Raw genomic sequence first — 26,445 nt, 5'->3', positions numbered from 1 at the left:
AAATAAGCTATGGATTTTTAGAAATCTGTGGCTTATTTTTATTATTTATATCCCTACAATATTTCTATTTTTGCAAGATATAAATATACCGTATTATAAGCATATCTAACATACTATAGATAAATAGAATGAAACTATATGGTTAAATCTTCAAATATCTAATGGATATTCCTAAAAGATACCACAGCCAATAATTGTAAATTAAGCCTTTGAGGAGTAATATCATAATATTATTTTAATACTATAATTATTGATGGGGTAAAATTGAAATGGAAGAGAAAGTACAGATTGCCAAAGAGAACATGGATGAAAAGATATTTAAATTGACGACAAAAGATGTTTACAAAAAACTTAACACTAGAGAAGAAGGGTTAACAATACAAGAAGTACAAGCAAATCGAGAGAAGTATGGAAAAAATGCTATTACTGAAAAGAAGGGTAAACCTGCCATACTAGTTTTAATGTCCAATTTTGTTAGTTTAATGGCTCTTCTATTATGGGCTGGAGGTATTATTGCCATAATTGCAGATATGGTTGAACTTGGGGTTGCTATATTTTTGGTTAATATTATAAATGGAGTTTTTAGCTTTTGGCAGGAGCATAGAGCAGGCAAAGCTACTGAAGCTTTAAAAAAGATGCTTCCTTCTTACGCTAGGGTTATTAGGGATAATAAAGAGCAGCAGATATTAGCAGAGGATTTAGTTCCTGGAGATATTATGTTAGTAGAAGAAGGGGATAAAATATCAGCCGATGCTCGTGTAATTGAAAGTAGTGATCTTCAAGTAAACCAATCAACTCTAACAGGAGAATCTAATCCAGTAAGAAAAACACATGATCCAATAATGAGAGATGGACTATCGAAGTCAGAAACACCAAATCTTATTTTTACAGGTTCTAGTGTAGCAAGTGGAACAGCAAAAGCTGTAGTTGTTTCAATTGGTATGGAAACTGAATTTGGGAAAATTGCTAATCTAACTCAAACTATGAAAGAAGAACTGAGTCCACTGCAAAAAGAGTTGAATTTATTGACTAAACAAATCTCAATGATTGCGTTAAGCATGGGGGTAGTATTTTTTATAACGGCTATATTTTTTGTAAAAGAACCTATAGCAGAAGCATTTATATTCTCGTTAGGAATGGTGGTAGCATTTATTCCAGAAGGATTACTTCCTACGGTTACTTTGTCTTTAGCAATGGCGGTGCAGAGGATGGCAAAAGAAAATGCTTTAGTAAAGAGATTGTCGGCAGTTGAAACTTTAGGATGCACTACTGTTATTTGTTCTGATAAAACTGGAACTTTGACTCAAAATGAAATGACAGTTAATAATTTATGGCTCCCAGGAAAAGAATTGAAGGTTACAGGATTAGGTTATGCTCCGTTAGGTAAGATTCTTTATGAAAATAAAGAACTTTATGCTGAGAATGACGAAGATTTAAAAATACTTTTAACTGCAGCTTCACTATGCAGTAATGCGCGTATAGTACCTCCAAATGATGAATCAGATAGATATACTGTGCTAGGAGATCCAACAGAAGCATGTTTGGGAGTAGTTGCACAAAAGGCTGGAATAGATACAATTAACCAGATTAATTTTATGCCAAGAATCAGAGAGTTACCTTTTGATTCAAGAAGAAAAAGAATGAGTACTATTCATAATTTTAGTACTCCGATAGGAGGATATGAAAGAATAGCATATATCAAAGGAGCTCCAAAAGAAGTGTTGGAACTTTGTACAAGTATAAATAAAAATGGTGACAAACAAGAGCTAAGCGATTCGCAACGTAATGAAATTATGGAAGCAAATGATAAATATGCACGAAATGGATTGAGAGTTTTAGCAGTTGCATATAGACATTTAACTAAAGAATGTAATCTCCCAAAATCTTTAAGTTCTTATACACCAGAACTTATTGAACAAGACATGACGTTTGTTGGACTAGTTGTTATGGCAGATCCTCCAAGACCAGAGGTTAAAGATGCTGTAGAGTTATGTCATAGAGCTAAAATAAGAATTATTATGATAACAGGGGACTATGGATTAACAGCAGAGAGCATAGCAAAAAGGATTGGTATTGTAGAGAGTAACCATCCTAGGATTGTATCTGGAGTTGATCTTGAAAAGATGAGTGACGATGATCTTAAAAAAGTTTTAAAGGATGAAGTTATTTTTGCTAGGGTAGCACCAGAACAAAAATATAGAATAGTATGTAATTTACAAGAACTAGGTCATATAGTAGCTGTGACAGGAGATGGAGTTAATGACTCGCCAGCTCTAAAAAAAGCTGATATTGGTGTAGCTATGGGGATATCTGGTACAGATGTTGCAAAAGAAGCGGCAGATATGATATTAACCGATGATAATTTTGCATCTATTGTAAAAGCTATAGAAGAAGGTAGAGCAGTTTATAGTAATATAAGAAAGTTTCTACTCTATATTCTTAACAGCAATACACCTGAGGCAGTACCATCAGCAGCATTTTTGCTATCTAAGGGAAACATTCCGCTTCCTCTTACTGTAATGCAGATACTAGCTATTGATTTAGGAACAGATATGTTGCCTGCTCTTGGACTAGGTGCAGAACTACCTGAGAAAGGCGTAATGGAAAAACCTCCACGTTCAAGAACAGAGATATTAATGAATAAGAAAACAGTCATTAAAGCATTTTTATGGTATGGATTATTAGAATCAGTTGTAGCTATGGGTGCATATTTCTTTGTAAATATACTAAATGGATGGCCAAATGTTCCATTAGCTAGTTCTGGTGTAGTTTATAAACAAGCTACTACCATGACTTTAGCATCTATAGTATTTTGCCAAATTGGTGCAGTATTGAATTGTAGAACGGAAAATGAGTCGGTATTTAAGATCGGAATATTTGCTAATAAAAAAATAGTAACTGGTATTATTTTTGAAGTCTTATTGATTTCAGCAATAATTTATATACCATTCTTGCAGAATATATTTAATACAGTAGCGATAGGCTTCAAAGAGTGGATATATTTGATTGTATTACCTTTCCCTATATTACTACTAGAAGAAGGTAGAAAGGCAATTTCAAGAAAACTTAGTAGAGTTAAAAAAGTTAATGATAAGAGGTTAGTAATATGAAAGAAATTATAATAGGTTGTGGGGTTATGGGCTCAGGATTAGCTCAAAACCTAATAAAAAAGGGTCATAGTGTAACAATCATTGACAATAACCCAGATTCATTTAAACTACTTGGTGAAAACTTTAAAGGAAAAATGATTGTGGGAATAGGATTTGACAAAGATGTATTAACTGAAGCAGGTATTTCATTTGTAGATGCAGTCATTGCCTGTAGCAATAGTGATGAAGCTAATGCACTTATAGGAAGAATATCTAAAAATATTTATAAAGTACCTCGTGTTATAGCAAGGTTGCATGATCCTAGAAAGGCAGAAATATATCGTACTCTTGGTATTCAAACTATATCATCTGCAGCATGGGGAATACAAAGAGCAACTGATTTATTAAGTTACAATCAATTAGATAGCGTATTAACAATAGGTAATTCAAGTGTTGAATTAGTAAGAATTGAGACTCCAGCACTTTTGGTTGGTAGAACTGTTAGCGAGGTAACTTCAATAGGAGAGTTCCAAGTTGTTGCTATAAGTCGTGCAAATAAAACTTTTTTGCCAACTTGGGGAACAGTATTTGAGAAACATGATGTAATATTTATATCGGTTGTAGCAAGTTCTGCAAGCAGGTTAAAAACATTGCTTGGTCTAGATCAAAAATGGAGGAAAAATATATGAAAGTTGTTATTATAGGTGGAGGTCAAGTAGGTGAGCATATTGCAAGTTTACTTTTAAATAATGACTACTCTGTAAAAGTAATAGATAATAGAGAACACATAGTAGATAAGCTAAAAAAGGAACTTCCTTCAGAGACAGTAATATTAGGAAATGGTACAGATCCTAATATATTGGAAGCTGCAGGTATAAACTCAGCGGATGTTGTGGTTTCAGTAACTGGAGCTGATGAGGTGAATTTAGTAGCTTCAACTATAGCTAAGTTTGAGTTTGGGGTTTCACGGGTTGTTGCTCGTGTAAATAATCCTAAAAATTCTTGGTTATATAATATAGGCATGGGGGTAGATGTTGCTGTTAATCAGGCCGATTTAATGGCTCATATTGTTATAGAGGAAATGGATTTAAAAAATATGTTTACACTTATGAAACTATCTTTAGGTGGATACTCTATAGTTCAAATAAAAGTTGATGAAGCTTCTAAAGCTGTTCAAAAGGAAGTAAAGGCACTAAATATACCTTCTAACTCAAAACTTATTACAATCTATAGAGGAGAGGAAGTTATACTTCCAGGTGGAGATACTGTTATAAATGCAGGAGACTCCATACTAGCTTTAGCTAATTCAGAAACTCAAGCAGAGGTAAATAAAATTTTTTCACCTAGGTAAATGATAAAACTATATATAATAATTTAGAGGAGTTGCTATTTCATTAATTGATTATAGCAATTCCTTAATACTATAAATGCTTAATGTTATTGTTGAAATTATTGCAAATAAACATTATAATATTGGGAGTTTGAAAAATATAAAAATTAGATAAATACTACTATAAAGAATAAAAAATATCCTCATACAAGTTTATTTATATTATAATAAGATGTGAGAATGTTTGTTAACTGAAAAAAAGGAGGAACAATTAGTGTATTGTGTTAGAGAAATAACTGAAGATATTTATTGGGTTGGAGGAAATGATCGTAGACTTGCTTTATTTGAAAATATTCATCCAATTCCAAGAGGGGTTTCCTACAATTCTTACTTACTTTTAGATGAAAAGACTGTACTTTTTGATACTGTTGATTGGTCGATTTGCAGACAATTCCTTGATAACATTGAAGGTGTTTTAGGAGATAGAACTTTAGATTACTTAGTAATAAATCATGTGGAACCAGATCATGCAGCTTCCATTGAAGAAATACTTCTTCGTCATCCTGAAGTTAAGATTATATGTACAGGAAAAGCTGTTACATTTATGCGTCAATTTGGATTCCATGTAGATGGTAAGGTGATAGAAGTTAAAGATAAAGACACAATGTCTTTTGGAAAACATACTTTAATGTTCATAACTGCACCGATGGTGCATTGGCCAGAAGTTATGGTTACATATGATACAAGCAATGGAGTATTATTTTCAGCTGATGCCTTTGGAACATTTGGGGCTTTAGATGGAAAAATGTTTAATGATGAAGTTAATTTTGATAGAGATTGGCTTGAAGATGCAAGAAGATACTACACAAATATTGTAGGGAAATATGGACAAAACGTTCAAAATCTTCTTAAGAAAACAAATTCTTTAGATATAAAAATGATATGCCCACTTCACGGTCCAGTATGGCGTAGCAATTTAGAATATTTTATAGACAAGCATGATAAGTGGAGTAAGTATGAGCCAGAAGAAAAAGGTGTACTTATAGTTTATGGAACAATGTATGGAAATACAGAAGCTGCTGCTAATGAGTTAGCAACAACATTAGTAAAAAAAGGCATGACAAATGTTGTTATGTATGATGTTTCAAAAACTCATGTTTCCTATTTGATATCAGAGACATTTAAATATAGCCATGTGGTACTAGCTTGCGTAACTTATAACTTAAATATTTATCCGCCAATGCTTAATTACTTGCATGATATGAAGGCTTTAAACCTTCAAAAACGTACTGTAGGAATCATAGAAAATGGTTCATGGGCTATTCAATCTGGAAAATTAATGACTGAATTTTTACAAGGAATGAAAGACATGACTATATTAGAAAATAAAATGACTTTAACTTCTGCAATGAAAAAAGAAGACATAAATTCTATGGATTCACTAGCAGACAATATTATAGAATCAATGAAATAAAAATGTAGATAAGGACTTTCTTATAAATAATATTTATGAGGAGGTCCTTATAATTTTATACTGAAGAGAGTATGTAGGGAGATTTACTTGTAGAGTTGGGTATGTATTTATTAAATGCATATAAGATTGTTGGAATAAAGTGTTGATAAGAGAAACGAATAACTTTAAGGACAAGCATGCTCTAAGTTGTCTAAGAATCATTTAGATAAGGGAATAAATAGTTCGATAACCAAAAAATATTTATTATAAAAACTGTATTTTAATTTATATAAGATGTCAATAATTTAGAAAAAGAGAGGAGGAGAATCCTTTGAATGAAGAATTGTTGACGCTAATTCATAAAATGAATGATACTTTTAAAACAGAAAATAAAAATTGCGAGATATTTGATTCTGAAAATATAATGGTGGAAAAAAAGAGTCTTTGCCATTGTGATAGAAAAGAGTGTCATTATTGTGGTGGAGAGAAGATAAATAAAAATGGTAAAACAAAACAAGGAAGGCAAAGATATATTTGCAAGGAGTGTGGAAAAAGTTTTTCAGATATGACAGGATCACCATTAAGTTATACGAAAAAACATGTAGATAAGTGGATTAAATATATATTATGTATAAAAGAGGGGTTCTCTCTTAGAAAAATAGCAGAAATATTAGAGATTAATTTAACCACAAGTTTTCATTGGAGGCATAAAATATTAAGTGTAGCAGGTACAAAAATAATGAATAAAAAACTTAGTGGAACTATAGAAATAGATGAAGTAGGAATTAAAGAATCATTTAAGGGAAATCACAGTTTAAATAAGAAATTTTCTATTGTTAAATCCGATAAAGATAAATATATTCAAAATAATGAAGTTTTTGAAAGAGAAAAAATAATGATATTAAACTGTAAAGATACTAGTGATAATAAATTTATAAAGCCAGTAGCTAAAAGAAATATTAATTTAGAAAGTTTAGATAAGTTTTTAAAACCAATTCTTAAGGAGGATTGTAATTGCCTAGCAACACCGAGTAATTATAAGTATTATTACTTCACAAAAGCTCATGGATTAAAGTTAAGTATGCATGGAGCAATAAATTTATTTAAAGGAATAACTACAAATATACCAGGAATTGATAATAAAATAGCTACTCAAAGGGGAAAAGCTTTTAAGTTATTTCTTAGAAGTTTTCATAATGTTGCGAGTAAGTATTTAGGCTTTTATATAAATTGGTTTGTAATGTTTATAGTGGAAGATAATCAAGGGTTAAGCTTATTTAGAAAATTTGTTACAGGTAAAAAACAGCTGAGAGTAGAGGATTTTAAGAAAGTGAATTTTAGAGGAGAAATATTAAGAAACAAAAGAGCAGATGAGAGGCTTGTCTTTAAAATATCTTAGTCTTAAGTCTCCATCAACACTTATTTCAAACAAAGTCGTATGCAGTTGAAAAAGTTAATTATACTTATTATTAAAAGTCGACAAAAATTTTATTATAGCTAGATAGATATTTTTTAGTCTAAGCAAAATATGCTATTTAAAAAAGGATCTCTGAATAAATAAAAGGTTACTACTATCATAAAAATAGCAATAACCTCCAGTAGTATTAAAACATAATTTTAACTTTAAAATCTTTACGACATGCAGGACAATTTACAGTATGATTTCCTGTCTTTCTTGGCAGACGAAGTACCTTTTCGCAGTGAGGACAAGTACGATAACGATGAGTTTTTATGTCCTTTAGTCTACGAAATGTTAAAGAAAACTTTGACTTAATAGGATTCCAAAATTTCAAAAACATTTGATTTTCTCTTTGTCTTTTATAGATGTTTTTAGAAAAGGTTCTATAAAAGGTTAAGATAAGAACGACCCATGATAAACCTCTAATTATAGGTGAAGGGATAAAAAAATAAGCAATTACTAGAATAAAAGACAGAGCAATTGATGCAATATACAATTGGTCACTACCATATCTACCATACATAAAACGAATTAATTTATTTTTAAAATCTTTCATATTTAATCACTCCTTTATTAATATTGACCAAAGAAAAAACTACAGAAAAATCTGAAGAAGTAATATCCTAAACATATTTTCCAAAAACTGAATACGGGTATACCAAAACCTCTACTTTGATTTTGATAAAAAGCACCACTACCTTGTATTCTGTTTAATAAAAGATGGTATTCGAAATTATTTGGGTCCATTCTTACAGCTGTTCTAGCGTGTTCAAGTGCAGTAATCTGATTATGTATACCTAAGTTTGCAACTGCACTATAGTAATACCATTTAGCACTTCTACTAGGTATATTATTTAGAACATTTAAAGCTTCATTATAATAACCAGAATTCATATAATGAATTGCAGAATTATAATCATTAACATAAGAAGTATCATTACCATATGTATTTTGTCCACCATAACCAGTATTATAACTTCCTTGAGAAGTATAACCTTGCTTAATTTGATTATAAGCACTATTAATTTCGCTCATTTTTCTTGCAGCTTCTTCATTTCCTTGATTTAGATCAGGATGATATTTTTTAGCTAATTTTCTATAGGACTTTGCAATTTCTTCGTCACTAGCATCTGGAGAAACCCCCAGTACTTTATAAGGGTCCGATATCATATTTGGGCACTTCCTTTCTTATTAGTAGCAGCTACATATCTTGTCCACACTCCAGAATAAAGAATATTATCAATAATATTTTTATCTCTTTCAATTGGCAGAGCTTTATACTTTTCGGTACAATCAGCCATAAGTATATTTAGTATAGAAGAAAAGTTGTCAGAGGAAGTGGTAACTAATGGATTATAGCGTTCCTTTTTTATATCTTCTTTCAAATCAAGACATGCATCCATAATATAAATAAATTTTCCAAGAGACTTTCCAAATGCATATAATCTTTCTGAATATTCATCTTCATTTACAACAAAAATTTCACCCATAAGTTCTCCAAAACAATTTGAAGGAATGTCAGGGTTAAGCTCTCCAGATTTCTCAATAAAAGAAAGTTCCTTTAAATACTGAGAAATTTTAGATGATTTATTCGGATATCTTTTTTCAATAAGCTTACACTTCTTCTCAAATAATTTGGCCTCAAATAAAGAGAAAATTTTTTTATCATCCTGCCAATCATCAAGAAATTTATAATATGTAAGAAGAATATTCATATCTGATGCATATTCTGTGATTTTATTTCTCCAAAATTCATGTTCCTTAAAAGGGTGAGAAATACATTTTTCAGTTTTAATAGAAGTATTTTCATTATATAATGAAGTCAGAAAAAGAACAAGAAAAGTCATATCATAAGTTAGGGTTAATCGGCTCATTGCGCCATGTCTATCATTAAGAGTAGAACACAAACCACAATAACAAGATCTATACTGTTGTTTTTCAGAAACATTTAATTTATCTACATTGGCAATTACATAGCCAAACATTTACCCACCTGCCTTATATATTAAAATTACATTTAATTATACAATATTTTTATGTCTATTTAGTGACAAAATGTAAAATTTAAAACAATTTAATAAGGTATAAATTACTCTAAAACTTTAAATGAAAAAATATTGACAAATAAACTACAATCTCATAATATATGTATATACATATAAAATAGATCTAATAAAAGTGGAGTTAAATAATTAAAAAATATGGAATGTACATGTTTATAGAAATTTAGAATGCCTTGACAATAAGAAATATTATGGATTAAGATAGGTTTATTCAAGGATTTGGAGGTCAATAAAACTATCTATGGAGAAATCAAATGAAACTAAAAGATTAAAAAATTGTGTTTGTAGAAATTTACGCATGACAACAAGAGTTACTACTCAATATTATGATCAAATGTTTCAATCTGTTGAACTGCCAGCAGCTCAGTTTTCATTATTAGTAGATATATCCTATCGTGAAAATGCTACTATAAGTGAACTTGCAGAAGCTTTGTTAATGGATCAAACTACAGTAACTAGAAATATTGAAATTTTAAGAAAAAAGGGATATGTTAGAGTGAATCCTGATGGCAATGATTCAAGAAGAAAATGTGTTTCTATAAGTGAAGAGGGAGCAAAAAAACTAAATGAAGCTGTTCCGTTATGGAATGAGGTTCAATCTATGATTGAAAATGAAATTGGTGATGAAAAATTTGAAGAGTTTTTAAAAACCTTGGGGCAGATACAAGGTTTTATTAGTAAAGTTTCTAAAACTTAATTTAAAACTTACTTATTTTTTAAGTAAGATTTTTTATAAAGCAAAACATGTATATACATATTTCTTTTGTAAGTAAAACATTTATGAAAGGAATGTTAAGAGGATGGATGATTTAGCAATAAAAATAAGAGATGAGGCTTTGAAATTAGGTTATGAAAAGTGTGGAATTATAAAAGTTGATGAAATGTATGATTATGAGGATAGATTAAATGAGAGAATAGAGAAAGTGCCAATAACAAAGGGCTTTTATAGTAGATATTATAATTTTGCTCATTTACAGGATACCTATCCATGGGCAAAATCTATAGTTGTTTGCATAAAAAGATATGATAACTATCACGTTCCAGAGCATTTACAAGGTGTGATTGGAAAGACATATATGTTTGATAGCAGGGTAGATGAAAAATCTAAAGAATTTCAAGATGGACTAAAGTTTGAGAAGTATATGCAGGGATTAGGAATTAAGACTCATACAGAAAGAAAATTTGGAGTTACAGGTATGAGATGGGCGGCACTTAAAGCTGGACTTGGAATAATACGTAGAAACAATTTTTTCTATACAGAAAAAGGCTCATGGCTTACTATTGAAGCTTGGGTTATAGATGAAGAACTAGAATATAAGGAAACTCCTAATATTAAGCCATGCTCTGAAAAATGTAATTTATGCATTAAAGCGTGTCCTTCCAAATCTCTATCTGAACCATATACCATGAATCCTTTAGCGTGTGTATCTTGCCTTACAACTTTTGCAGGAAGAGATATGCCGAATGAAATATTTAAAGAAGCCATGGGTGATTGGGTTTATGGATGTGATGTTTGCCAGGATTCATGTCCTATGAATAAAAATAAATGGATAGGAAATGAAGAGTTCCCAAACTTAGAAGAGTTAAGTAAAAAGATATCTTTAGAGAAAATAATCAAAATGGATTATGATTTTTTAGAAAATGTGTTGCAGAAGAAGTTTTGGTATATACCTAAAGACGATGTTTGGAAATGGAAGGTTAATGCAATAAATGCCATGATAAATAACTATAAAGAAGAATATAAAGCAAGTATATATGAAGCATTAGAAGATTCGAATCAAAAGGTAAGAGAGATGGCAGACTTTGCAATCAAAAAACTAAGCATATAAGTATTGTCATTATAGGTTTATATTTAATATTATAACTTAAGAGAACTTAGTAAAGAGATGATGTTTTAAATGAACATAGAAAGTAAAAATGAATACAAAAACAGAGGATTAATATTGGCTATTGTAGTACTTCTACCCTTTATGGGAACTTTGGATAGTACAATAATAAATGTTGCATTACCTGCAATGGTAAAAATATTTGAAGTAAACATGACATCTATTCAATTAATAGTAATTTCTTATTTAGTTACAATAGTTAGTACGATTTTGTTCTTTGGACGCTTAGGAGATATAAAAGGAAAATCAAAAATATTTAATTTAGGATTGCTGGTTTTTACTATAGGGTCATTGTTATGCGGATTATCAAAAAGCTTCAGTTCTTTAGTTTTTTTTAGAATAATTCAAGCGTTAGGAGCCTCAGCAGCTATGGCAAACAATCAAGGGATAATAACTCAGGTATTTCCAGCTAATGAAAGAGGGAAGGCACTTGGTATAAATGCAACCTTTTTAGCTCTTGGAACAATGCTTGGTCCTGCACTTGGAGGATTTATAATTTCATACTTAAGTTGGAACTATATATTTTTCATTAATATACCAATAGGAATAATTGCGGTGATAATGGGAATTAAAATTCTACCTAAAAAGATAGAAGACAAAAAAGAAAAAATTGACTTCTTGGGAGCTGGAATATTTGGAGCAAGTGTTATATGTTTATTCTGTTCATTATTAGTAGGACAAAGAGTAGGATATGATAACTATTTGATAATTTTAGGTTTTATAGTAGCAATATGCTTATTCTATGTACTTATATATATAGAAAAAAAGCTTAAATATCCTCTTATAGACCTTTCGCTATTTAAAAATTCACTTTTTTCAGTGGGGATATTGTGTACCTTTATATGTTATGTTGCATTTAACAGCAATAATATGGTTCAACCCTTTTATCTTCAAGATGTATTAAAAATGAGTCCAAGTTATGCTGGAATGATTATGATGATTTCACCAATAATAATTACAGTACTTGCACCTTTTAGTGGACATTTATCCGATAAAATTGGCTCTGAGTCATTAACTTTAGTGGGATTAGCGTTAATGGGTTTAGGGTTAGGATTGATGGCAACCTTAAATGAAAATTCAAGCTTGTATTCTTTGATTATATTTATAGCCTTATTAGCAGTTGGAAACGCACTGTTTTTATCACCTAATAACTCTCTTGTTATGTCTTCAGCTCCCAGCAATAAACTAGGAATTGCAGGAAGCATTAATGCTTTTGTGAGAAACTTAGCTCAAACCTCAGGAGTTGCCATGGCTACATTGCTTTTATATTCTTTTATGAGTATTAAGATGGGAGAAAAAGTTTATGGATATGTTGAGGGTAGAAGTGATGTATTTATATATGGAATGAGATATGTATATATAGTAGCAGCAATTATCTGCTTAGTTGGGGTTTTAATTACTGGATTAAGGTTAAAAAGAAATAAAAATTAGAAGATTTATATAGTGGAATATTGAGAAAGCACTCTATTTTGGATTGATAGAGTGCTTTTAGGTTTAAATTACATTATAGCGTTTTAATAAATCTTCTATTACAGTTCCAGAGATTTTTTTAAGTCCTATTTTTTCAACAATACCTACAAAAAACGGAACCTTCATATCAGTAAGTTTTTTACCATCCATCATTTTTGAAGTAGCATCTAATAATGCTCTCACATCATAACAAGAATTAAAAACTTCAGGAACTCCACGGTCAACATCAAGAAGGGTATAAACGGCCTCCATAGCTGTTCTTACAGAGTATTCTGTAGTAAATACTGTGTCACGAACAGTGTCTGAGAATTGTCCAATAAATGCAAAGTTTACACTTCCTTCTGGAACAACTTTAGGTCTATCTCCTTCTGTTCTTGGCATAAAGAAAGCAGTTATATATGGCATCATACATGGAATACAGCGAGCTGAATTTAGAGCCATGTCATGAATTTGAGCTTCTGGAACACCTAAGTGATATAACCACTCTTCAGTAATTTCAAGACCTGTACATTCTCTCATAGGTTTTTTAATATAGTTTCCAGGAACATCTAAAAATAATCCATATATCCAAACTACAAGCTGATTTTTAGGTTGTTCTTTAAAATGTGGCTGACGGTTTAAAGTGTAGCTCATAAGCCAGTTTGAGTCCTTTACTGATATTATTCCACCTGTAACAACCTTTCCGCTAAAAGGATCTCTTTTGCAGACTTTTTCTATATAAGGAGGTATTTTATCATCAAGAGTAGTTACTGTTGCAGATTCCCAAGAAGTTGCCTTAGTATCAGTACAGAACTTATCAGGATGACCAAATGATGGATCTTGTTTAGCTATGTTTCTCCAAAGTTCCCAACAGCCACCAGGAGAATCATTAAATGTAGGAGCATGATCATTGTCTCCTAAGGTTGAATTTTCTGTACAGCTACCATTTGTAACAAATACTAAATCATCCTCTATTAAATCAATAGATTCTTCCTTTCCTCCTCTTAAACATACAATTTTAGTAGCAACCTTTTTACCTTTATTTATATCAAAAACAACATTAGTTACTTTAGTATCATATTGAAAGTTAACACCATGAGCTTCAAGGTATTTTATCATTGGAAGTATTAAAGATTCATATTGATTGTACTTAGTGAACTTCAATGCAGAGAAATCAGGAAGCCCACCAATATGATGAATAAACCTTTGAAGATATAACTTCATTTCTAAAGCGCTGTGCCAATCTTCAAAAGCGAACATGGTTCTCCAATATAACCAAAAGTTAGAAGCAAAAAAGTCTTCAGTAAATACATCAGTAATTTTTTTGTCATATAAAGCTTCATCAGTAGTCATAAATAGTTTCATTATTTCCATAGAAGCTTTTTCAGATAAAGTAAACTTATTATCTGTATGAGCATCTTCACCTCTATTTATAGTTGCTCTCATAAGGGAATAGTTAGGATCTTTTTTATTAAGCCAATAAAATTCATCCAAAACAGAAGCATCTTCAGTTTCAAGTGAAGGGATAGATCTAAATAAATCCCATAAACATTCAAAATGATTTTCCATTTCACGTCCGCCTCTTATAACGAAGCCTTTTTGCACATCATTTATACCATCGCAGGCACCACCTGCAATATTAAGTTCTTCCAAGATATGAATATGTTCACCTTTCATTTGACCATCACGAACTAAAAAACAAGCAGCAGCTAAAGACGCCAAACCTGACCCTACAAGATAAGCTGATTTTCTATCAACATCTTTAGGCTTTTGAGGACGAGCAAATGCCTCATAATTTCCATTACTATAATACATTTTAAATACCTCCCAAATAATTATCTTTACCTTACAAGTAAATGATAGAAAAATTAGGGTAAGGTAACAATAGACAATAAAGAAGGGATGACTAAAATTTATACATTTACCTAGGATTGTCTAAATATGTTTATCTGTCCTAAACTTCTCTAAGGCTTTAACGATATCACCGTGAATTAAAGTGTTAACTTTTTCTATAATGGAAGAGGGGTTTTCTCTCATACCTTTAGAAATCCATTCAAGCATAAGCCCTACAAAAGCATATTTATAGAAGTTTGCAATAAAAGCTGTATCATCCTCTCTTACAGGTATGCCAGAAGCTTTTTCTTCAATGACACCAATTAAAAGAGTGTAAGTTTCATTATAAAGAAAATTTTCTAGATGTTCTCTGTTTAAAGAATGATAAGTATTTATAACAAAGTTATTATTTTCATATACATATTTAAAAATTTCATTAAAACCTTGCTGCCAGGTATCATAGGTTTTTTTGTTGCCTAAAGCTCTTGAAGCTTCACTAGTATAAATCCATTCAACAAGATCATATATATCTTTGAAGTGATAATAGAAGGTTTGTCTATTAACTTCACAATCATTTGTGATATCTATAACAGTAATCTTATCTAAAGTTTTTTCAGCCAAAAGTTTTTTAAGAGATGAGGCAAGAGCCTTTTTAGTGGTTTGTGCCATAAATCTTCCTCCAAATACAAATTTCCTAATATAATAATAACCTAAGATTTTAAACTTAGGGCATAATAATGTTAGTATAGGTTTAAAATTAACAAAAATTTGAAAAGTTTGGTTTTTATATAACTGAGCATTTAACATAAATGAGTAAATAGAAATGCTACAATGATATTATTGTAAATAAACCACTATAGGAACTATTAAATTAGATGTTATTTTTATATAGATATGTTAAAATACAATATATTATAGAAATTCTAGAATATCACATAGAAGGATTTAATAAAACTTGGAGGCGAACCAATTTAATGGGGGAAAATAATAAAAATCTTAATGAAATGTTAGAAGAATTAAAAAAGAATAAATATAAATTTGAGGAAGATACTATTGAGTTCGCCCATGAAGTATATTCCTTATGTGTAAAGGAAAAACATGAAAAGGGCATTGCTTTTGTACTAAATTTTTTAGGAAGAGCTTACTCTGATATGAGTAAATATGAAAAAGCTATGGAATATTTATTTACTTCTATTAGAATTGCACGAAAACATGGTATAAATGATATACAAGTAAGATCACATATAAACATAGGCAATGTTTATTTTGATATGGGGGAATATGAAAAAAGTTTTGAGCACTATAATTCAGCGAAGAATCTTGCGCCAAATCTCAAAGAAGGAAACAATTATTATGAAGATTCTAGTTTTGAGTTATATGCTGCAAAAATCTATAATAATATGGGGGAAGTATACAGAGAAGTTAAATGTTATGAAGAAGCTTTAATGAACTATAATAAAGCATTAGATTTTTATAATAATATGGAGTATAAGGATACATTAGGAATAGGGATAGTGTATACCAATTTAGGAAATATAGAATATCAGATTGGTAACTATAACAAAGCCCTTGAGTATTTAAATAAATCCTACAAGTATTTAACTAATAATGAATACAAAATTTCTATAGTTGAAGCTTGTGGCTTATTGGCATTAGTTTATGAAAAGCTTAGAGATTACGAGAAGTGTGAGAGATATTTTTCAGAAGCTTTTTCTATAGCAGATGAAATTGACTATGCCTATATTAAAATAGAAGTTCTTATGGATTATAGTAATTTTCTTGAAAATATAGGTAAATGTGATTTGGCAATTGAAACCTTAGTTGAATTATATAAAATCTCAATAGAAAATAGACTTTATGCAAAAACCATGGAAATATGCAAAAGAGTTATAAGACTTTATGAAAAAATAGAAGATATTCATAATGCAAATAAATATTATAAACTATATTTTGAAAATGAAAAAATGCTAGAGCCAATAGAGTTAGAAAATAGAGCAAAAAATTTAAGAATAAAGATTAAGGTAGATAATCTTGAAAATGAAAATAAAAGTATAACAGAAAAAAATGAAAACTTTAAAAGAAGAGCAGATGAACTAGTAGAAATTATAAAAAATATTTCAATTATAAGTGAATTAGGAGAAAAGATTACAACAACATTAGATTTAGATAAAATATTCGAAATGATTTATGATACAATCAAGGTTTTTATGAAAGCTAATACCTTTGGGATTGGAATATATAATGAGGAAAAAAGAAAAATCAAATATCACTATTATATAGAAAATAAAGATAAAATAAAAGTGAGTGAAACTAATTTTGACAATAGTTCAAGCATGGCTGTAAAATGTTTAAAAGAAAATAAAATCATAGTAATTAACGACATGGTAAATGAGTATTTAAACTATATAGAAGATGTAAATTATATTAATAATAAAGATAATGAAGAGCTTAATTCAGCTATATTTTGTCCATTAATAATAGATAATGACATAATAGGAGTACTTACCGTACAGGCAAATGAAAAAGACTCATTTACAATGCTTAAAGTTGAAATGATAAAAGCACTTTCTTCATACGCAGCAATAGCAATAAATAATGCAATAAAATCAAAAAGTTTATTCATTGAAGTTGAAGAAAGAAGAAAGGTTCAAAAGCAGCTAGAAGCTACAAATAATCAGCTAAAGTACTTATCGGAATATGATGGATTAAGCAATATACCAAACAGACGTAAGTTTGACTTTGTAATTGGTGATGAATGGGAGAGGGCTAAAAAGAAGAGAAATAGTATATCAATAATAGTTTTTGATATAGACTGTTTTAAGCAATACAATGACAACTATGGACATACAGAAGGAGATAACTGCATTGTAACCATAAGCAATGAACTTAGAAAATCTTTAATTAAGGATTATTTTGCAGCAAGATATGGCGGTGATGAGTTTGTTATTATCCTTCCAAACACAGAGTTAGAAGAAGCAATAAATTTTGCTGAAGGTTTTAGAAAAAATGTAGAGAATTTAGGACTAGTTCACGAATTTTCTAGGGCATCTAACTTTGTAACTGTGACTTTAGGGGTATCCTCTGTAGTACCAAATGATTATTTAGGATATATTGAGCTTATTAAAAAATCAGATGAAGCCCTATATGAAGCAAAGGAAAAAGGAAGAAATCAAGTAGTTGGATTACTTTTGGAAAAATAAATGAGTTTCCTAGATAAATATCGTAATATTATAAAACACGTCTTAGGGCGTGTTTTTTACATTTATTAATCTATATAGTTAAACTCAAAAAAACTATGTAGATTGATAAATAATAACAGGAAAAATTATTACATATTATTACACAATTCTACCAATTATTGTTGTTTTTTACCTTGAACTTTGATAGAATTTTATTTAGTCAATAATTTAACTTAATTTTTTATAAAAAGACCTGCGTTATGTAGGTCTATTTTTAAGAAATAAAATAATATATTAGAGGTGATTTTTTGTTAAAGTTATTTGATAGATTTGTCAAATATTTAAGGAAAAATACAGAGGATAAAATTAATAAATACCTAGATAAACACAGGATAAACCCTATTAGCGAGTCATTAAGAATAGCGCTTCTTTATGGAACTATTAGCATTTTATGGATTTTGACTTCTGATGAAATTTTAATTAGAATTTCAGGAAGTATCGAGAGATATAAAATTCTACAAACCTATAAAGGTTTGATGTTTATATTTATTACTACGCTAGTGATATTTTATTTAGTATTCATTAGAATGAAGGTGTTAGGTAAGGTTTTAAATAAAATTGGAACTAGTTACGATGAATTAAGTACTGCACATGAAGAACTAATAGCCCTAGAAGAAGAACTTAGAGAACAATTTATTAAGTTACAAGAGAATAAAGATGCCCTTTATAAAAGTGAGCAAAGATATGGACTTGCAGTTGAAGGAGCTGATTGCGGCATATGGGATTGGGATTTAATAGAAAATCAAGTGTATTTTTCACCTTTGTGGAAAAGTTATCTTGGATATGAGGACCATGAGTTAAAAAATACATATGCTGAATGGGAAAACCTTCTTCACCCTGAGGAACGAGATGAAGTAACACTTAAAATTAATAACTATACTTTATCAAAAGAAGGCTCTTATGAAAGTACATACAGAATGAGATGCAAAAATGGTAAATATAAATGGATATTTAGTAAGGGGAAAGCCATAAGAAATGAAGACGGAAAAGTAATAAGAATTGCTGGATCACATACAGATATTACTGAAAAGAAGTTATTAGAGGATAAAATTAGCTCTATGGCATATATTGATAAGCTAACAGAACTTCCTAATAGACTTTTATTTGAGGAAAAAGTAAGTGAGTTAATTGAAGTAAAAAAACTTACAGATGAAGGTTTTGCATTAATATATATGGATATAGATAACTTTAAACATATAAACGACATGTTAGGACACGAATTTGGAGACTTACTTTTAAAATCTATAGCTAATATTTTAAAAGATTTTATTAAATACCCTAACTTTGTTGCAAGATCTGGTGGAGATGAATTTGCTATAATTTTTGATAACATTAAAGATAGAAAAAGTGTAGTAAATGAAGTTGAGAGGTTATTAAAAGAGCTTAGAAGAAGCTGGAGTATAAATAGTCAAGATTTTTATGTTTCTTATAGCGTAGGAATATCGGTTTATCCAGAGCACGGAATAAATCTCTCTTCGCTATTTAAAAGTGCAGATATTGCAATGTATTATATTAAAAAGGGAATGAAAGATAACTACTGCTTCTATTCATTAGAAATAGAAAATAAAAACTTGAATTTGATTAAAAAAGTCAACTATTTAAGACAGGCAATAAAGAAAAAAGAGTTTTATCTTCTGTATCAGCCCATAATAGATTTAAATAGCGGGGAAGTAATTGGGGGAGAGGCGTTAATAAGGTGGAATCATCCTATTATTGGGAATATCCCACCTATGGAATTTATACCTTTAGCTGAGGAAAGCGGATTAATAAATGATATTGATAAATGGGTATTAGAAACTGTTTTAATACATAAAAAAGAATGGAAAGAAAAATTAAATTCTAATATAAAAATATCTATAAATATGTCAGGAAAAAAGGTTACAAGTGATAAGGTAATAAACGAAATAAGAAATTTACTAAATGAAAGGAATATAGATCCTAAAGAGATACAATTTGAAGTTACAGAAACCTCTATAATGAAGGATTTAGAGCATTCAACTTATATTTTAAGGAAAATAAAAGAACTTGGAATAGGCATAGCCCTTGATGATTTTGGTACTGGATACTCTTCATTAACCTATCTAAAAAAACTACCTATAGATATAGTGAAACTAGATAGAGAGTTTATAAAAAACGTTATAAACAAGGAAAGTGATTTAGTAATAGTTGAGCATATTATTAATCTTATACATGATTTAAATTTAGAGATTGTGGCAGAAGGAATTGAAATAGAGGAACAACGTTTGATCTTAAGAGAGAGAAAATGTAACTATGGTCAAGGTTATCTATTTAGCAGACCAATAGCCAAGGAAGAATTTGAGAAGCTGATAGCTTCAAAAGAAAATAACTAGAATGTTCGGAGGAGGACTCTATGCTCCAAATAGATAAGCGTAATATGGATTTTATAAAAGATAATCCTAATATTGTAGAAAACTTATATGATACTTTAAGAATAGTTGATCCTATTAGGAAAAAAGTTCTACAATATAACGAAGGGATTTTTATAGAAAAAGGAGAATCTTGTTTTAGTGAACGAAATAAAAAAACGGTATGCGATAATTGTATTTCTATGAGAGCATTGATTAGCAATAGCACTTGTATGAAGATAGAAAATATTGAAGATAAAACTTACATAATTTCTGCAATTCCTACTAATATGAATGGGAAAAAGGTTGTAGTTGAACTTATTAAGGATGTAACTAATAGCCTTTTTTATTCTAGTAGTGTTAAAGAAGAGGATTGTACAGTTACTAATATACTTGAAGATATGAAAAAAATAGCTATAGAAGATAAACTAACAGGATTACATAACAGAAGATTTATAGATGAAAGGCTTCCTAATGATTTAAATTATTGTATTAGTAATGGAAAACCTATATCTATGATGATGATTGACTTAGACTATTTTAAAAATATAAATGATAACTTCGGTCATATTAATGGAGATATTGTACTTAAGAAAATCTCGAAAATATTAAAAGGATGCTTAAGGAATGATACAGATTGGATAGCAAGATATGGTGGGGAAGAATTTCTAGTATGTTTTCCAGGTGTAGAAAATTATGCGGCTATAAAAATAGCTCAGAGAATGAGAGGGAAAATAAACAAAACAAAAATTAAACTTAGTGATAATGAAATCATAAAAATTACTGCATCCATAGGGATATGTACAGTTAAGAATGAAAACACTACAGTAGAGGAAATCTTAAAATGTGCTGATAATAAGTTATACGAAGCCAAAAATAGTGGAAGAGATAAAATTGTTTATTAAGGTTAATAAATTTAAATTTTAAGAAAGGGATGAATTAGATAAAGATTCATCCCTTTTAATTTATTTGTTTTTTTAATCAGCTTAAATATTAAATATCATAGTGGTATAATATGGTTAAAGACTACTATTATATTAATACAATATAGGAGATGAATAAAATGTGGATTGTGGTAGCTTTATTTTCTCTTCTTACAATAGTTCTTTTTTCTGGTAAAGGAGGATTTTTAATAGCTGGTTATAATACAGCAAGTAAAGAAGAGAGAGCAAAATATAATGAAAAGAAATTAGGATATGTTATGGGATCTGGTATGGGTGTTATTACTATTATATTAGCTATTCCTGCAATTTTTAAAGAAAATACTCCAAGGATTTTATATTGGCTTATGCCAATTGCCATTATTGCAGTAACTATAGTTATAATGATACTCTCTAACACCATTTGTAAAGAAAAAACCCCAAGACCTATTGAGGAAGTTAAAGATATAAATACAGGTAAGACTATAAAGTATACACTTATTTTTCTTGTTATCTTATTTGCCTCTATAGGATTTCTTTTAACTACTGGAGATATAAAATTCCATTTAAATGAGGAAAATATTCAGATTGAAGCCTCAGATTGGCCAGATAAGTCTGTTAATTATAAAGAAATTAAATCTATAAAGATAATGGATAATATTGATATAGGGAGAAGAACAAACGGGATGGGAAGCATTAAACTAAACGAAGGACATTTTAGGAACTATCAGTTTGGGGATTATATTCTTTATTCCTACACTAAATGTAAAACTTATATAGTAATGGAAACAGATTCAGGTACTTTAGTAATAAATACTGAAAATAAAAGTGATACTGAGAAGCTCTATGAGGATATTATTGAGAGAACTGAAATTAATAAATAGGAAGTATTTCAATTATCGTTAATCATAAATATTAGATATATGGAGGGTAAATATGATATTTAAGGAGTTTGGAAATAAAGATAATCCAGTTATCATTTTTCTTCATGGTGGTGGATTGTCATGATGGTCATTGAAACCACAAATTGAAGCACTACAAAATGAATATCTTTAAAGGTTATTGAGAAAAGTGGTCATGGAGAAATTAGTTTAATTCATACAGATAGGTACATTGACTTAATAAAATGTTTTTTTGAGAATACTACAAATTAATGGAACTCCTTTGGGGTTCCATTAAAATTATATAATTATTTTGAATCTCTTTGAGAAAAATAATTATACTATATTGACATCATTACTACTGAGTGATACTATATAGTGGTAGTAAGTAATACTTAATACAAGTGATACTATATAGTGAAGAGGTGATTTATCTGGATAACATTACGGAAATGTTAAAAGGTGTACTGGAAGGCTGTGTTCTTGAAATTATCAGCCATGAGGAGACATATGGGTATGAGATTACTAGAAGTCTCAATGCTCTTGGATTTTCAGATGTTGTAGACGGTACAGTTTATACAATATTAGTGCGACTTGAGAAAAATAAATTAGTGGAAATCACAAAAAAACCATCAGATATGGGACCACCTAGAAAGTTTTTCACCCTAAATGATGCAGGACGTGAGGAGTTAAAGAAGTTCTGGGAAAAATGGGAGTTCGTATCATCAAGAATTAATGAGTTAAAGGAGAGAAGGTAATGAATTTTTGGGATAAAATCACAGGAAATGATATGACCAAAGAAATGAAAACTTTTGAAGCACGAGTAAAAAAGATGCCAAATGATTATCAAGAGGTTTGGGAAAAAATTAATGAAAATCTTTGGGAGTATTCAGATTTCACAGGTCGTAACTTAATGCCAATTCTTGATGGGGTGATTGGTATGCTTGAAGAAGCTGCAGCAGAGGGGCAGAGTGTAGAGGAAGTTTTGGGTGACGATATTAAAGGTTTCTGTTCAGCGTTAGTTGGAGAAGAAGGGGCAAAGTCTTTTCGTGATAAATGGCGCAAGCAACTCAATAATAATATAGCCAAAAAGTTAGGTAAATAGGAGCATGAGGATTAATAATCTTCATGTACAGAATAAGGAATACAAGGAGGGTAAAATGAGAATACAAGATATTATAGAAGGCAAAAAAGAATGGCGTGCACATGTAGCTCGTGTCAAAGCGCTACCCAAAGATTATCAGATTGTTTATAAAGAAATTGAAAAATATTTATTTAAAGTAGGTCCTGTTGAACTAACTGATGGGATAAGTTTACTCTCTGGAATTGTAGATCTTTTTGAAGAGGGAGCAGCTCTAGGAAAAGGTGTATTAGAAGTGACTGGAAGTGATGTAGCGGCTTTCTGTGATGATTTAATTAAAGATTCAAAAACTTATGCTGATATATATCAAGAATCTACTAACCATCAAGTTAACAAGGCCATAAAAAAGGCTACTGATAAAGCAAAGTAAAAAGAGATATATTGCAGCTATTAAAAAGATAGTGCTTAAAAGCATAAAGTGATGGGAGAGGATATAGTGGATAAATATGAATGGATATTATGTCCGTTATGTAGCAGTAAAACAAGGGTCAAGATAAGTGTTGATACGATACTTGAAAACTTCCCCCTATTTTGTCCAAAGTGTAAACAGGAAAGGATAATAAATGCAAAACTACTGAATATATCAGTTATCAAAGAGCCAGACGCTAAGACGTAGAGCCGATAACCGTGAGTGAAAATCACAGTTATTGGTTCTTTTTTTATTACATCAACTAAAATATAGGAGGAAAAGAAAATGAAGAAAAATATCATACAAATTAAAGGGTTAAAGAAATCTTACAAAGATGTAGAAGTGCTTAAAGGAGTAGATTTTAAAGTAGAAACGGGAGGTATATTTGCATTGTTAGGTTCCAATGGAGCAGGAAAAACAACTATGATTAGAATCATGGCTACCTTACTTAAAGCTGATGAAGGAAGTATTGTGATAAATGGTTTTGATATTGAAAAAAATCCAGGAGAGATTAGAGCCTCTATAAGTCTTACTGGTCAATTTGCTGCTATTGATGAAATTTTGACTGGACGTGAAAATCTTCAAATGATAGCAAAACTTAGACATTTAAAAAGTCCAAACAAAATAGCAGATGAATTAATTAATCGTTTTGGCATGAAAGAGGCAGCAAATAGAAGAGTAGGTACTTACTCTGGAGGTATGAAAAGAAGAATTGATATCGCAATGAGCCTTGTAGGAAACCCAAAGATTATTTTCCTAGATGAACCAACCACAGGTCTTGATCCAGAAGCACGTTTAGAAGTTTGGAAGATTGTAAAAGAGCTATCAGCTGGAGGAACCACAGTATTCTTAACCACTCAATATTTAGAGGAAGCAGAACAACTTGCAGACAAAATAGCTATTCTTCATGAGGGAAAAATAATAGCTCTAGACACACTAGAAGGATTGAAGAAATTATTCCCACCTGCAAAAGTTGAATATGTTGAAAAACAACCTACATTGGAAGAAATATTTTTAACAATCATTGGCAAAAAGGAGGAGGAATAAATGGAATCTGCAAATAAATATTTTTTTAAAGATATGGGTGTTATGTTTGGACGTTCTATGCGTCACATTTTTAGAAGTATGGATACAATTATTACAGTTTGTATCACACCAATCGCCATGATGCTATTATTCGTTTATGTATTTGGTGGTGCAATCCAAAAAGGTACAGAAAAATATGTTAATTACTTATTACCAGGTATAATGTTAATGACTATTGGAAGCGGAATTGCATATGTAGCCTATCGCTTATTTATGGATAAACAACGTGGCATTTTTGAACGCTTTCACTCTATGCCCATCTCTCGTTCTACAGTACTATGGGGACATGTATTGACCTCATTAATTTCTAATGGAATATCTGTAGTAGTAATTATACTTGTTGCATTATTAATGGGGTTCCGTTCCTCAGCAGGAATCTTAGAATGGGTAGCTGTATTTGGAATACTTGGGATCTTTACACTTGCCTTAACTTGGATAGCTGTAATTGCAGGACTTGCTGCTAAAACCCCAGATGGCGCAGGAGCATTCTCTTACCCAATTATATTTTTACCATTTATAAGTTCTGCATTTGTACCAACAGATACTATGCCCAAAGTAGTGCGTACCTTTGCAGAAAATCAGCCTGTAACACCTATAGTAGAAGATATTCGTGATTTATTGGCAAACCAACCAGTAGGAAATGATATCTGGATTGCCCTTGCTTGGTGTATAGCAATAATAGTTGTTGGTTATATGTTTGCAATGAGGCGTTACTCTGCGCTGTAGAAGCTTCAGTTTCATTAAAATCATTATGTCCTATTCAATTATAATGTGATAAAAAGGTAAAAAAGGAGTATAATTGACATATGGTAAAAATAGTTTAATAAACCTTTTGGGAATATAGTAAAAGCGGGTGATTATTATAGAGAAAATGAGAAAAATAGTAAAATCAAAAATGTTTTCTGCCATATATTTTGTGTGTGCTGCAGGTACTCTTATTTATTTTAGAGACTATGATTCTAAATTCACGTCTAAGTTACTTTTTTATTGGATTATGTTTTCTTTAGCAATTAGATTAATTGTAGATAAGAAGTGGGTTCAACTATGTATTTTAGCATTAATATTAGTTCTATTTAATGTTTATTTATTTTAAAGTAGTACAAGTTATGAAAAATACTTACTCTAATATTATTTTTTTGTATAGGAGATATAATGAATAAGAATTTGAAACAAAGAGTCTTAGAAATAGCAGAATTTATTTTTTATAACATCATACTTGGAGTAGCTGGTTGGCTAGTTATCAGTTGTTCAATTAAATATCAACAGGAATTTACTATCTCAAATGGAGGCAATAGATTATATTATTTATTATTAAGTGTAGCTCCATTTATGATATATGTTTGGTTCTTATTTACAACTGATAAAAGAAATAAGTGGAATATTTCTTATGAAAACATAAACTTCATTTCTCGTGTAATTGTAGCTTTAACAATAATAGTATTGAGCGGTATTTTTGGCATTGCAGAAATTTTTGTTTAAGGTTTATCCATTAAAACAGGGAGATAATTAAAATTATTAAAACTATCTAAAAATCATAAAAGCAAACATTACTGTAATTATAATTAGGGCTATAATTCCAGCAGTACGATTATATTTAATAATATCCTCACTTGGTTCAAGATTGTCTTGCTTAAATTGCCATCGAGAAATATAGAACTCTATTAGTAGAAATACTAGGAAGAATCTCCAAACACTATAAAAATACTGGCGGCTCATACTTGAGACGCCGTATTTTTATAGAGAAAGCCGTAGAGAAGTAGAGAAGGAAAGCCGTAGAGAAGTAGAGAAGGAAAGCCGTAGAGAAGTAGAGAAGGAAAGCCGTGGAGAAGTAGAGAAGGAAC

At 30.2% G+C, this 26,445-nt stretch carries 25 protein-coding genes; 20 read left to right on the top strand and 5 right to left on the bottom strand.

All coding sequences use genetic code 11. The features are described 5' to 3' along the window. Positions 1-269 precede the first annotated feature (269 nt). The 5 genes from L1S49_RS19255 to L1S49_RS19235 all read left to right on the top strand — a co-directional run bounded on the left by L1S49_RS19255 (position 270) and on the right by L1S49_RS19235 (position 7,271). Positions 270-3,110: a cation-transporting P-type ATPase gene (locus L1S49_RS19255; RefSeq protein ID WP_238907002.1), complete on the top strand. Its 2,841-nt coding sequence runs from the start codon at positions 270-272 to the stop codon at positions 3,108-3,110. Beyond that, positions 3,107-3,778, top strand: a complete 672-nt coding sequence (locus tag L1S49_RS19250; RefSeq protein ID WP_238907001.1) for a TrkA family potassium uptake protein — start codon at positions 3,107-3,109, stop codon at positions 3,776-3,778. Before L1S49_RS19255 ends, L1S49_RS19250 begins: the two co-directional genes overlap by 4 nt. Next, complete coding sequence (locus L1S49_RS19245) at positions 3,775-4,440, top strand: TrkA family potassium uptake protein (RefSeq protein WP_238907000.1); 666 nt, start codon at positions 3,775-3,777, stop codon at positions 4,438-4,440. The genes L1S49_RS19250 and L1S49_RS19245 overlap by 4 nt, the downstream gene beginning before the upstream one ends. A gap of 253 nt (positions 4,441-4,693) precedes the next feature. After that, on the top strand, positions 4,694-5,893 hold the full coding sequence (locus L1S49_RS19240) for an FprA family A-type flavoprotein (protein WP_238906999.1): 1,200 nt from the start codon (positions 4,694-4,696) through the stop codon (positions 5,891-5,893). A gap of 310 nt (positions 5,894-6,203) precedes the next feature. Next, a complete protein-coding gene (locus L1S49_RS19235; protein ID WP_238906998.1) occupies positions 6,204-7,271 on the top strand; it encodes an IS1595 family transposase in 1,068 nt (355 codons plus the stop codon). 205 nt (positions 7,272-7,476) lie between these two features. Here the strand turns inward: L1S49_RS19235 and L1S49_RS19230 are convergent, their stop codons facing one another. The 3 genes from L1S49_RS19230 to L1S49_RS19220 are packed head-to-tail and all read right to left on the bottom strand — an operon-like array spanning position 7,477 to position 9,316. Continuing rightward, positions 7,477-7,887: a hypothetical protein gene (locus L1S49_RS19230; protein WP_238906997.1), complete on the bottom strand. Its 411-nt coding sequence runs from the start codon at positions 7,885-7,887 to the stop codon at positions 7,477-7,479. A 17-nt stretch (positions 7,888-7,904) separates the two neighbouring features. Then, positions 7,905-8,501 (bottom strand): DnaJ domain-containing protein, encoded by a 597-nt coding sequence (locus L1S49_RS23305; RefSeq protein ID WP_275299637.1) that lies wholly within the window; start codon positions 8,499-8,501, stop codon positions 7,905-7,907. Beyond that, positions 8,498-9,316 (bottom strand): DUF5685 family protein, encoded by an 819-nt coding sequence (locus L1S49_RS19220; protein WP_238906996.1) that lies wholly within the window; start codon positions 9,314-9,316, stop codon positions 8,498-8,500. Before L1S49_RS19220 ends, L1S49_RS23305 begins: the two co-directional genes overlap by 4 nt. 319 nt (positions 9,317-9,635) lie before the next feature. Here L1S49_RS19220 and L1S49_RS19215 point away from each other — a divergent pair, with 319 nt between their 5' ends. From L1S49_RS19215 to L1S49_RS19205, 3 genes are all read left to right on the top strand, one after another. Further along, positions 9,636-10,091, top strand: a complete 456-nt coding sequence (locus L1S49_RS19215) for a MarR family winged helix-turn-helix transcriptional regulator (protein WP_238906995.1) — start codon at positions 9,636-9,638, stop codon at positions 10,089-10,091. Positions 10,092-10,194: 103 nt separating this feature from the next. Beyond that, positions 10,195-11,223: a 4Fe-4S double cluster binding domain-containing protein gene (locus tag L1S49_RS19210; RefSeq protein WP_238906994.1), complete on the top strand. Its 1,029-nt coding sequence runs from the start codon at positions 10,195-10,197 to the stop codon at positions 11,221-11,223. Positions 11,224-11,292: 69 nt separating this feature from the next. Beyond that, positions 11,293-12,711 carry an MFS transporter gene (locus L1S49_RS19205; protein ID WP_238906993.1) on the top strand — a complete coding sequence of 473 codons (1,419 nt, stop codon included), beginning with the start codon at positions 11,293-11,295 and terminating at the stop codon, positions 12,709-12,711. A 63-nt stretch (positions 12,712-12,774) separates the two neighbouring features. Here L1S49_RS19205 and L1S49_RS19200 read toward each other — a convergent pair whose 3' ends face one another. After that, positions 12,775-14,544 (bottom strand): oleate hydratase, encoded by a 1,770-nt coding sequence (locus L1S49_RS19200; protein WP_238906992.1) that lies wholly within the window; start codon positions 14,542-14,544, stop codon positions 12,775-12,777. Between the two features lie 120 nt (positions 14,545-14,664). After that, entirely contained in the window at positions 14,665-15,231 is a 567-nt protein-coding gene (locus tag L1S49_RS19195) for a TetR-like C-terminal domain-containing protein (RefSeq protein ID WP_238906991.1), read from the bottom strand. Positions 15,232-15,536: 305 nt separating this feature from the next. Here L1S49_RS19195 and L1S49_RS19190 point away from each other — a divergent pair, with 305 nt between their 5' ends. From L1S49_RS19190 to L1S49_RS19135, 12 genes are all read left to right on the top strand, one after another. After that, positions 15,537-17,762, top strand: coding sequence for a GGDEF domain-containing protein (locus L1S49_RS19190; protein ID WP_238906990.1), 2,226 nt, complete (start codon positions 15,537-15,539; stop codon positions 17,760-17,762). 287 nt (positions 17,763-18,049) lie between these two features. Beyond that, on the top strand, positions 18,050-20,152 hold the full coding sequence (locus L1S49_RS19185) for a GGDEF domain-containing phosphodiesterase (RefSeq protein ID WP_238906989.1): 2,103 nt from the start codon (positions 18,050-18,052) through the stop codon (positions 20,150-20,152). 20 nt (positions 20,153-20,172) lie between these two features. Next, positions 20,173-21,072: a GGDEF domain-containing protein gene (locus tag L1S49_RS19180; RefSeq protein ID WP_238906988.1), complete on the top strand. Its 900-nt coding sequence runs from the start codon at positions 20,173-20,175 to the stop codon at positions 21,070-21,072. Positions 21,073-21,230: 158 nt separating this feature from the next. Beyond that, positions 21,231-21,971 (top strand): DUF3784 domain-containing protein, encoded by a 741-nt coding sequence (locus L1S49_RS19175; protein WP_238906987.1) that lies wholly within the window; start codon positions 21,231-21,233, stop codon positions 21,969-21,971. A gap of 431 nt (positions 21,972-22,402) precedes the next feature. Beyond that, positions 22,403-22,726: a PadR family transcriptional regulator gene (locus L1S49_RS19170; RefSeq protein ID WP_238907009.1), complete on the top strand. Its 324-nt coding sequence runs from the start codon at positions 22,403-22,405 to the stop codon at positions 22,724-22,726. Then, positions 22,726-23,073, top strand: a complete 348-nt coding sequence (locus L1S49_RS19165; protein WP_238906986.1) for a DUF1048 domain-containing protein — start codon at positions 22,726-22,728, stop codon at positions 23,071-23,073. Before L1S49_RS19170 ends, L1S49_RS19165 begins: the two co-directional genes overlap by 1 nt. 55 nt (positions 23,074-23,128) lie before the next feature. Further along, a complete protein-coding gene (locus L1S49_RS19160) occupies positions 23,129-23,479 on the top strand; it encodes a DUF1048 domain-containing protein (RefSeq protein ID WP_238906985.1) in 351 nt (116 codons plus the stop codon). 66 nt (positions 23,480-23,545) lie between these two features. Then, a complete protein-coding gene (locus L1S49_RS19155; protein ID WP_238906984.1) occupies positions 23,546-23,725 on the top strand; it encodes a cysteine-rich KTR domain-containing protein in 180 nt (59 codons plus the stop codon). Between the two features lie 78 nt (positions 23,726-23,803). Then, the gene (locus L1S49_RS19150) at positions 23,804-24,565 is read left to right on the top strand and encodes an ATP-binding cassette domain-containing protein (RefSeq protein ID WP_238906983.1); all 762 of its coding nucleotides are present in this window, start codon (positions 23,804-23,806) and stop codon (positions 24,563-24,565) included. Continuing rightward, positions 24,566-25,330 carry an ABC transporter permease gene (locus L1S49_RS19145; RefSeq protein ID WP_238906982.1) on the top strand — a complete coding sequence of 255 codons (765 nt, stop codon included), beginning with the start codon at positions 24,566-24,568 and terminating at the stop codon, positions 25,328-25,330. Positions 25,331-25,475: 145 nt separating this feature from the next. Continuing rightward, positions 25,476-25,697 (top strand): hypothetical protein, encoded by a 222-nt coding sequence (locus L1S49_RS19140; RefSeq protein ID WP_238906981.1) that lies wholly within the window; start codon positions 25,476-25,478, stop codon positions 25,695-25,697. 59 nt (positions 25,698-25,756) lie between these two features. After that, positions 25,757-26,083 (top strand): hypothetical protein, encoded by a 327-nt coding sequence (locus L1S49_RS19135; protein ID WP_238906980.1) that lies wholly within the window; start codon positions 25,757-25,759, stop codon positions 26,081-26,083. Positions 26,084-26,445 lie beyond the last annotated feature (362 nt).

The organism is Clostridium sp. YIM B02506 (genome assembly GCF_022324845.1).
GTDB classification, from domain to species: domain Bacteria; phylum Bacillota; class Clostridia; order Clostridiales; family Clostridiaceae; genus Clostridium_T; species Clostridium_T intestinale.
Note: the sequence above shows the minus strand (reverse complement) of the source record. Positions and strands in the feature narration are given on the sequence as shown.

Excerpts from the sequence above, each read along its gene's own strand:
- L1S49_RS19255 (WP_238907002.1), top strand. The coding sequence starts at position 270 with ATGGAAGAGAAAGTACAGATTGCCAAAGAGAACATGGATGAAAAGATA.
- L1S49_RS19250 (WP_238907001.1), top strand. The coding sequence starts at position 3,107 with ATGAAAGAAATTATAATAGGTTGTGGGGTTATGGGCTCAGGATTAGCT.
- L1S49_RS19245 (WP_238907000.1), top strand. The coding sequence starts at position 3,775 with ATGAAAGTTGTTATTATAGGTGGAGGTCAAGTAGGTGAGCATATTGCA.
- L1S49_RS19230 (WP_238906997.1), bottom strand. The coding sequence starts at position 7,887 with ATGAAAGATTTTAAAAATAAATTAATTCGTTTTATGTATGGTAGATAT.
- L1S49_RS23305 (WP_275299637.1), bottom strand. The coding sequence starts at position 8,501 with ATGATATCGGACCCTTATAAAGTACTGGGGGTTTCTCCAGATGCTAGT.
- L1S49_RS19220 (WP_238906996.1), bottom strand. The coding sequence starts at position 9,316 with ATGTTTGGCTATGTAATTGCCAATGTAGATAAATTAAATGTTTCTGAA.
- L1S49_RS19215 (WP_238906995.1), top strand. The coding sequence starts at position 9,636 with ATGGAGAAATCAAATGAAACTAAAAGATTAAAAAATTGTGTTTGTAGA.
- L1S49_RS19210 (WP_238906994.1), top strand. The coding sequence starts at position 10,195 with ATGGATGATTTAGCAATAAAAATAAGAGATGAGGCTTTGAAATTAGGT.
- L1S49_RS19205 (WP_238906993.1), top strand. The coding sequence starts at position 11,293 with ATGAACATAGAAAGTAAAAATGAATACAAAAACAGAGGATTAATATTG.
- L1S49_RS19200 (WP_238906992.1), bottom strand. The coding sequence starts at position 14,544 with ATGTATTATAGTAATGGAAATTATGAGGCATTTGCTCGTCCTCAAAAG.
- L1S49_RS19195 (WP_238906991.1), bottom strand. The coding sequence starts at position 15,231 with ATGGCACAAACCACTAAAAAGGCTCTTGCCTCATCTCTTAAAAAACTT.
- L1S49_RS19190 (WP_238906990.1), top strand. The coding sequence starts at position 15,537 with ATGGGGGAAAATAATAAAAATCTTAATGAAATGTTAGAAGAATTAAAA.
- L1S49_RS19180 (WP_238906988.1), top strand. The coding sequence starts at position 20,173 with ATGCTCCAAATAGATAAGCGTAATATGGATTTTATAAAAGATAATCCT.
- L1S49_RS19175 (WP_238906987.1), top strand. The coding sequence starts at position 21,231 with ATGTGGATTGTGGTAGCTTTATTTTCTCTTCTTACAATAGTTCTTTTT.
- L1S49_RS19165 (WP_238906986.1), top strand. The coding sequence starts at position 22,726 with ATGAATTTTTGGGATAAAATCACAGGAAATGATATGACCAAAGAAATG.
- L1S49_RS19160 (WP_238906985.1), top strand. The coding sequence starts at position 23,129 with ATGAGAATACAAGATATTATAGAAGGCAAAAAAGAATGGCGTGCACAT.
- L1S49_RS19150 (WP_238906983.1), top strand. The coding sequence starts at position 23,804 with ATGAAGAAAAATATCATACAAATTAAAGGGTTAAAGAAATCTTACAAA.
- L1S49_RS19145 (WP_238906982.1), top strand. The coding sequence starts at position 24,566 with ATGGAATCTGCAAATAAATATTTTTTTAAAGATATGGGTGTTATGTTT.
- L1S49_RS19140 (WP_238906981.1), top strand. The coding sequence starts at position 25,476 with ATGAGAAAAATAGTAAAATCAAAAATGTTTTCTGCCATATATTTTGTG.
- L1S49_RS19135 (WP_238906980.1), top strand. The coding sequence starts at position 25,757 with ATGAATAAGAATTTGAAACAAAGAGTCTTAGAAATAGCAGAATTTATT.